Here is a 6,579-nt window from a genome sequence, read left to right as displayed (position 1 = left end):
GGGTGGGGTGGGAGATTGCCCTCCGTGCGGCGGTCCGGTCATGGTCCGTTCCATGCGGATTCTGCTGACCGGGGCCACGGGCCTCGCGGGGTCGGAAGTGCTTCGTCAGGCGCTCGCGGATGCGGACGTGGAGCGCGTCACCGTGCTGTCGAGGAGGCCCCTGGCGCTCACGCACGCGAAGCTGGACGTGGTGCTGCACACGGACTTCACGCGGTACGACTCCGTGGTGGAGAAGCTGACGGGCCACGCGGCGTGCCTGTGGTGTCTGGGCACCTCCCAGACGCAGGTGACGAAGGCGGAGTACGAGGTCATCACCTACGATTACGCAGTGGCGGCGGCGACGGCGATGGCCGCCGCGAACCCGGCGTTGCGCTTCTGCTTCCTGTCGGGCCGGGGCACGGACTCCACGGAGCAGAGCCGCACGCTGTTCGCCCGGGTGAAGGGCCGGACGGAGAACGAATTGCTGCGGCGGGTGCCGGAGACTTACTGCTTCCGCCCCGCCTTCATCCACCCCGTCCAGCCGCACCCCGGTACGCCGCTCATCGCGCGCATGCTGGGGCCGCTGGCACCCCTCATGAAGCGGATGTCGCACGGATGGGTGGCGGACACGGACGTCCTGGGCCGGGCGATGTTGAAGGTGGCCAAGCAGGGCGCGCCCAAGCACGTGCTGGAGAACGAGGACATCCTTCGCCTGGGCGGAGGACTCCCGGCGCAGGGCTGAAGGTCCGCGGGCCCTGCGGTATGGAAGGGGACGGTCCGCGCGGGCCTGCTGTTCGCGCGAACAGGAGGTTTCTCCGCATGCCGCTCTTCCGCTCCATTCCGTTGGTCCGTCTGGCATTGCCGTTCGTCGCGGGCCTGATGCTGGCCATGCCCACCCATGCCGGGCCGCCCGCCCCCAAGCCCGCGCAGGGCGACAACACATTGATGCTGACCGTCTTCTTCCGGCACGACCAGACGAAGACGCTGGATGAGATCAACGCCCAGCTCGACCGCACCGGCTTCCGGAAGACCTTTCCACCCGAGGGCGTGGAGGTGGTGTCCTGGTACGTGATGATGGGCGTGGGGCAGGTCGTCACGCTGCGCTTCCCGCCGGAGAAGCTGCGCGCGGTGAACCTGGCCATCGAGAAGGGAGCGTGGGGCGCGTTCCGCACGGAGATGTACGCCACGTACGACTACCGTCCCATCTGGCAGGAGCAGCGCGGCACGAAGTGACCTCTCCCCGCGGGGGCCCTTCCGCTCGTCCCCCGGCTGTTGGAGGCTCGCGGCATGACGCACGACGGGCGGACGGTGGAGGCGCTGATCGCGGAGGCGTTGCGGGGCGAACTGGAAAGCTCCGAGGCGTGGGAGGCCGTTGATGCCCTGCACCGTCGCGGCGGTGAGCCGGTGTTCCTGGCCGCCAGTGCGCTGCTGCGCTCGCCCCACCCCAAGGAGCGGGTGCGCGGGGCGGACATCCTGGCGCAGTTGACGCAGCCTGCCGACGTGCGTCCGCGCTGCGTGGAGCGGATGCTGCCGATGCTTCAGGAGGAAGCGGACGCGCAGGTGCTCCATGCGCTGGTCCTGGGCCTGGGCCACCTCGGGGATGAGCGGGTGCCGCCAGCGATTTCGCCCTTGAGGGACCACCCGTCCGCGCGGGTCCGGGGCGCGGTGCTCCTGGCGCTCTTGAAGGCTCCGGAGGCCGAGCCGCTGGCCCTGCTCCTGTCGTTCGTGGAGGACCCGGACGAGGGGGTCCGAGTGCTCGCCATGAGCTACCTGCGCGGGTTGCCGGACGAGGTCGACACCGCCGGACTCCGGGAGGTGCTCGTGCGCCGCCTGGACGACGCCAGCCCGACGATTCGCGCCGAGGCCGTGCTGGTGCTCGCGCGCCGCAAGGACGCGCGGGTCATGGAGTCCTTGCGCAAGGCCTTGCGCCGCTCACGCGTCCGCCTCGAATTCATCGAAGCGGCCGGGGCCCTGGGCGACGCGTCGCTGCTCCCCTTGCTGCGAGCACTCGGTGGGGCAGGGCGGGACGATGACGTCCCATTCACTCGCACGCGGGCCCAGGCCATCGTCGCGCTGGAGCGGGTGGCCTGAGGGCCCGGCTCGAGGCGGCGAAGTCCGCCATGCCCACCCGCATCCGCCTGGGGGCAGGGTTGTTGGCGCGCGCGGACGGCAGCGGGACCACCGTTGTGAAGACCGCGTGCGTTCACACCTGGTGGAGGATGCGCTGGAGGTCCTCGGGGATGGGCATCGGGGTGAAGATGCCCACGTCCGCGCCGCCGGTGTTTCCCCGGGGCGCGCGACCCAGGAGGGAACCCGGCCCCGCGAGCAGGAGTCGTGGCAACTGGCCCAGGAGCTCGCGCCAGTCATGTGCCCGCCATGCAAAGGCGGACATCGAGCCGTGGACCCGCAGATGGGGCAGCACGTGGGCCTGACTGAGGATGTGGGCCCGCTCCAGGTGCGTCCATGCGGCGTCGGGTTCGCGCCTTGCCTCGGCCTCCCGGGCCTGGAGCAGCTCCTGTTCGAAATGTCCTCGGAGGTGGGGACTCATGGACACGGCGGTCGCTCCTGGGGCCGGCGGGGCTGGTGGCTGGCTTCTGGGGAAGAGGACGCCCGCGCGCGCTGGACCTTACACCTGGGTCCTCCGAAAACCGGAGCCCCGGACGGAGGCTGACGCCGGGCCGCTCAGCCCAGCGCGGCGAGCACCTTGTCGAGCGCCACGTAGCCCTGGTTCAGGCCCTCGGTCATGCAGCCCTGGACCATGCCGTCGCGCTCTTCGGTCGTGTGGAACAGCGAGTCACCTCGCGGTAGCGTCCCTCGAAGCCGTGCTGTCCGTCGGGGGCGTGTTCGACGTAGCGCCAGTGGCCCCCGCGCTGGACCTCCATGCGCTCAATCACCCGCGTGTTGCCCCGGCCCCACCACTGGACGACGAGCGCGGGGTCGGTCATGGCCTTCCACACGCGCTCGCGCGGCGCGTTGAAGATCCGTTCGGTGCGGACCTCCCGGTCGGAAGGTTGGGTCACCGTGGCAGGGTTCGGTGTCGCGGCGGGCTACGGCTTGCGTGGGGTGCCGGCGTCCTTCGACAGGGAGCGGACGAACACGGAGTCGATGCCGTGGATGCGCAACTGCATCAGGTCGTCCGCGCTGGCGTTCGTGTAGCCCAGGCCGCGCATCTCCTGGACGAACGCGGGGGTGACGCCGTGGATGCGCAGGCCCACGAGGTCTTCGGCCTTCAGGTCCTTGAAGCCCAGGCCGCGCATCTCCCGGATGAACTCCGGCGTCACGCCGTGGATGCTCATGGACATGAGCGTTTCCAGGTCCAGGCCCTTGTAGCCCGCGGCGGCCAGGGCCTGGATGCGCTCGGGCGTCACGCCGTGGATGCGGCTCTGGACGACTTCGTCCAGGGACAGCTTGGGGTAGCCCGCGGCGGCGAGCGCCCGCACGTACTCCGGGGTGACGTTGAAGATGCCCACCTGGAGCAGGTCCTCCACCGAGCTCAAACGGTAGCCCGCGGTGGCGAGCGCCCGGGCGCGCGATGGGCCCACGTCGACCGTGGCCAGCGTGAGCTGCTCCTGCGCGTTCGGCCTGGGGATGCCCAGCTCCGACAGGGCCTTCACGTAGGCGGCATCGGGGGTGAACCGCCAGGTGCCCGTGCCCTGCTGGGTTCCGAAGCGGCCCTCGAAGGCGAAGGTGCCCGCTTCGCGCACCAGCTTGAAGGGGGCGCTGTTGCCCTCCTTCGTGGACAGCCCCTGGAAGGCGGTGAGCGGCGCGGAGAAGCCGTGCTGCGAATCGGGACGGTCCTTCGGGTGCAGCGACAGGTGCAGCTCCTGCTCGCGCACCGTGCCGACCCAGGCGCCGGATTCCGGAACGTCACTGGCGAGGACGGGAAGGGCGAAGAGCACCACGAGCACGGTGAGCCACGGCGACAGGCGGGACGTCATGACGGTGATTCCTTTCGGGCAAGGCACGGCCCTCCCACGCGCTCAAGAAGGGAAGTGCGCGGGTGGGCCGTGGGGTGAAGCGGGAGGGGGTTACTGCCGGGGCTGACGCATGCGGCGGATGAAGTCCGCGTCGACGCCACCGGCGCGCAGGCGGCGCAACTCATCCACGGTGGCGGGCTTCAGGCCCGCGGCTTCCAACTCGTGGATGTACTGGGAGGTGACACCCAGGGCGCGCAGCTCCACGGCGGTGTCCAGGTCCAGGTTCGTGAAGCCGGCGGACTTCAGGTCGTTCAGCCAGGCCGCGTCGAGGCCCAGCGCCTTCGCCGCGAGCAACTGCTCCGGATCCGTCTTCGCGAAGCCCAGGCCCGCCATCTGCTCCAGCCACTCCGGGGTCACGCCCAGGTGCTTCATGCCCACCAGCAGCTCGGAGGGGAGGGGCTTGCCGAAGCGGGTCGCCATGGCCTTCGCGTACTCCGAGGTGATGCCCGCGTGGCCGAACTGGACCAGCGTCTCCACCGTGGGCGCGTAGCCCATGGCGGTGACCTGGGCGACCACTTCCGGGGTGACGCCCGCGACCTTCAGCGAGACGAGCTGATCCACCGTGAGGGGACCTTCACCCACGCGCGTGGTCGCATCATCCGCTTCCGGTGCCTCCTTCGCTTCGGCGCTCACCGCGCCGGGCTTCGTCCCGCCAGAGGTGGGCCCCTTCGTGGGCGAGGGAGCCGCCGCGACGATGACCGGACGGGGCAGCGCGGCGCCAACGGTCGGCGGCGGCGCGACCACCGGAGTGGGGACGGAAGCGATGGTCGCCGCGGATGGAGTGGGGTTGCCAGCGATGGCAGGTGTGGTGCGCACGGTGGCGGTGGCCAGGACGGGTGCGGCCTTCACGCCCGACATCTTCTCGGGCTGCACGGCGAGCGCGGTGAGGGGCACCGCCACCGCGAGGCTGCTGGCCAGGGTGAAGATGGAAACACCCGCCGCCAGCCGTGACGAACAACGCGACGCGGGCGCCACGACCAGCCGCCGCACGCGGTCCGTCAACGAGCCTCCCAGCGCGGACAGGGCAGGGCCGCTCGTGCCCATCCCGTGGGAGCGCAGGGCTTCCAGCGCGGTGAGCGCACGGGCATACGGAATCGCTCCCGGGGCCTGCCGCACGGCGAGGTCATCACAGCAGTTCTCACGCTCCACGCGGATGACCTGGGACATCCACCACACCGCCGGATGGTAGAAGAGCAGTGTCTCCACCAGGGTCTGCACCACGTTCACCGCGAAGTCGTGCCGGCGGATGTGCGCCAACTCGTGGGCCAGCACCAGCTCCAGCTCTCGCACGGAGAGCCCCGTGAGCGTGGCTGTGGGGACCAGCACCACGGGCTTCAACCAGCCCAGCGTGGAGGGCACCTCCAGCTTCGACGACACCAGCAGGCGTACCGGCCGCGTGAGCCCCAGCCGACGCGCCATCGCCTCCAGCCGCTCCTGCCATTCCCTCGACGCATGCACGGCCGCGTGGACCTGCCGCCGCAGCAGCATCCAGCCCTTCAACAGCCGCAGCGATGAGGCCGCCACCCCCATGCCCCACGCCAGCACCAGCCAGGGCAGGTGCTCGGCCACCTGCTGGAACACCTGCTCCTTCAGTGGCAGCGCCTCGGCCCCGGAAGGGGACAGCGCCCGAAGCGGCGCGACTCCCCTGCGTGGGACAACTCCCGTGTTCATGGACCGCGCGGCGGTCCGCTCGACGAACGCCGTCGTCCGTGCCGCGCGCGCCTCCAGCGTGCGCGAGACATGTCGCCACGCGGTGGCCACCGGCAGCGCGAGCATGATGCCCAGCGCGCCGCACGCCAGCGCATAGCGCAGGTTCGCGGAACGACTGCCCACCCACCGCAGCGCCAGGGCCAGCGCCGCCGCGACGAGTACGCCCTGCCACACCAGGTGCAGCAGCGCCCAGCCCACCGACTCCAGGATGAGACCGTTCATGACTCCGACTCCTTCTCCAGTGTGTCCAGCAACTGGCGCAGCTCCGCCAGCTCCTCCGGGGACGTCTTCTTCGTGGACAGGGCCTGCAGCGCCAGCCGCGCCGGGGAGCCGCCGAACACGCGGTCCACCAGGTCGGTAACGAGCTGTCGCTGCGTGTTCTCACGCGGAACGCGGGCGCTGTAGACGTGCGCGCGCTGCGCCTCGTCCCGCATCACCAGCTCCTTCTCCGTCATGATCTGCATCGTCTTCAGCACCGTGGTGTAGCCGCTCCCGTCCTGGAGCGTCTCGTGCACCTCGCGCACCGTGCTGGCGCCCCGGTCCCACAACACCCGCAGGATGGCCAGCTCCGCATCCGTGGGGCGTGGCAGCTTGGTTCGGCTCATGGCTCCCTCACTCCTTCATCCCTACGGACTAGATATACGAATGATTTCGTAGGTGTCAACGAAGGTCTTCGTAGTTCGCGGCGCCACGCGTTGCCCCCGGTTGAAACCCGACGTGGAGACCGGCATCGGACAGGGCACATGGCGCCTCCTGCTTCCAAGCCCTGTGCCGTCTGTGGCCGCGCCATCACCTGGCGCAAGAAGTGGGCTCGGGACTGGGAGGAGGTCCGGTACTGCTCGGATGCGTGCCGTGGGAAGCGGACCCAGGCGCGCGATTCCCCGCTGGAGGCGCTCATCCTGGAGCTGCTGGC

At 70.4% G+C, this 6,579-nt stretch carries 9 protein-coding genes; 4 read left to right on the top strand and 5 right to left on the bottom strand.

From position 1 onward, the window contains the following. Positions 1-52 precede the first annotated feature (52 nt). The 3 genes from D7V88_RS37625 to D7V88_RS37615 all read left to right on the top strand — a co-directional run bounded on the left by D7V88_RS37625 (position 53) and on the right by D7V88_RS37615 (position 2,070). Entirely contained in the window at positions 53-721 is a 669-nt protein-coding gene (locus tag D7V88_RS37625) for an NAD(P)H-binding protein (RefSeq protein ID WP_158625246.1), read from the top strand. 77 nt (positions 722-798) lie between these two features. After that, the gene (locus tag D7V88_RS37620) at positions 799-1,212 is read left to right on the top strand and encodes a hypothetical protein (protein ID WP_120545381.1); all 414 of its coding nucleotides are present in this window, start codon (positions 799-801) and stop codon (positions 1,210-1,212) included. Between the two features lie 54 nt (positions 1,213-1,266). Next, complete coding sequence (locus D7V88_RS37615; RefSeq protein ID WP_120545380.1) at positions 1,267-2,070, top strand: HEAT repeat domain-containing protein; 804 nt, start codon at positions 1,267-1,269, stop codon at positions 2,068-2,070. Between the two features lie 112 nt (positions 2,071-2,182). Here D7V88_RS37615 and D7V88_RS37610 read toward each other — a convergent pair whose 3' ends face one another. The 5 genes from D7V88_RS37610 to D7V88_RS37590 form a co-directional block, all read right to left on the bottom strand. Continuing rightward, the gene (locus D7V88_RS37610; RefSeq protein ID WP_120545383.1) at positions 2,183-2,527 is read right to left on the bottom strand and encodes a DUF3703 domain-containing protein; all 345 of its coding nucleotides are present in this window, start codon (positions 2,525-2,527) and stop codon (positions 2,183-2,185) included. Between the two features lie 193 nt (positions 2,528-2,720). Continuing rightward, entirely contained in the window at positions 2,721-2,999 is a 279-nt protein-coding gene (locus tag D7V88_RS37605; RefSeq protein ID WP_244238607.1) for an SRPBCC domain-containing protein, read from the bottom strand. A 27-nt stretch (positions 3,000-3,026) separates the two neighbouring features. Continuing rightward, positions 3,027-3,917 carry a 4-hydroxy-3-methylbut-2-enyl diphosphate reductase gene (locus D7V88_RS37600; RefSeq protein ID WP_120545379.1) on the bottom strand — a complete coding sequence of 297 codons (891 nt, stop codon included), beginning with the start codon at positions 3,915-3,917 and terminating at the stop codon, positions 3,027-3,029. Positions 3,918-4,007: 90 nt separating this feature from the next. Next, entirely contained in the window at positions 4,008-5,888 is a 1,881-nt protein-coding gene (locus D7V88_RS37595; RefSeq protein WP_120545378.1) for a M56 family metallopeptidase, read from the bottom strand. Then, complete coding sequence (locus D7V88_RS37590) at positions 5,885-6,271, bottom strand: BlaI/MecI/CopY family transcriptional regulator (protein WP_120545377.1); 387 nt, start codon at positions 6,269-6,271, stop codon at positions 5,885-5,887. The genes D7V88_RS37595 and D7V88_RS37590 overlap by 4 nt, the downstream gene beginning before the upstream one ends. Before the next feature lie 138 nt (positions 6,272-6,409). Here D7V88_RS37590 and D7V88_RS37585 point away from each other — a divergent pair. Continuing rightward, positions 6,410-6,579: DUF2256 domain-containing protein (locus tag D7V88_RS37585; RefSeq protein WP_147449037.1), on the top strand; the 170-nt coding region annotated here is incomplete at its 3' end.

It is taken from the genome of Corallococcus terminator, from assembly GCF_003611635.1.
Lineage (GTDB): Bacteria > Myxococcota > Myxococcia > Myxococcales > Myxococcaceae > Corallococcus > Corallococcus terminator.
This window is presented reverse-complemented; position numbering and strand designations above follow the sequence as displayed.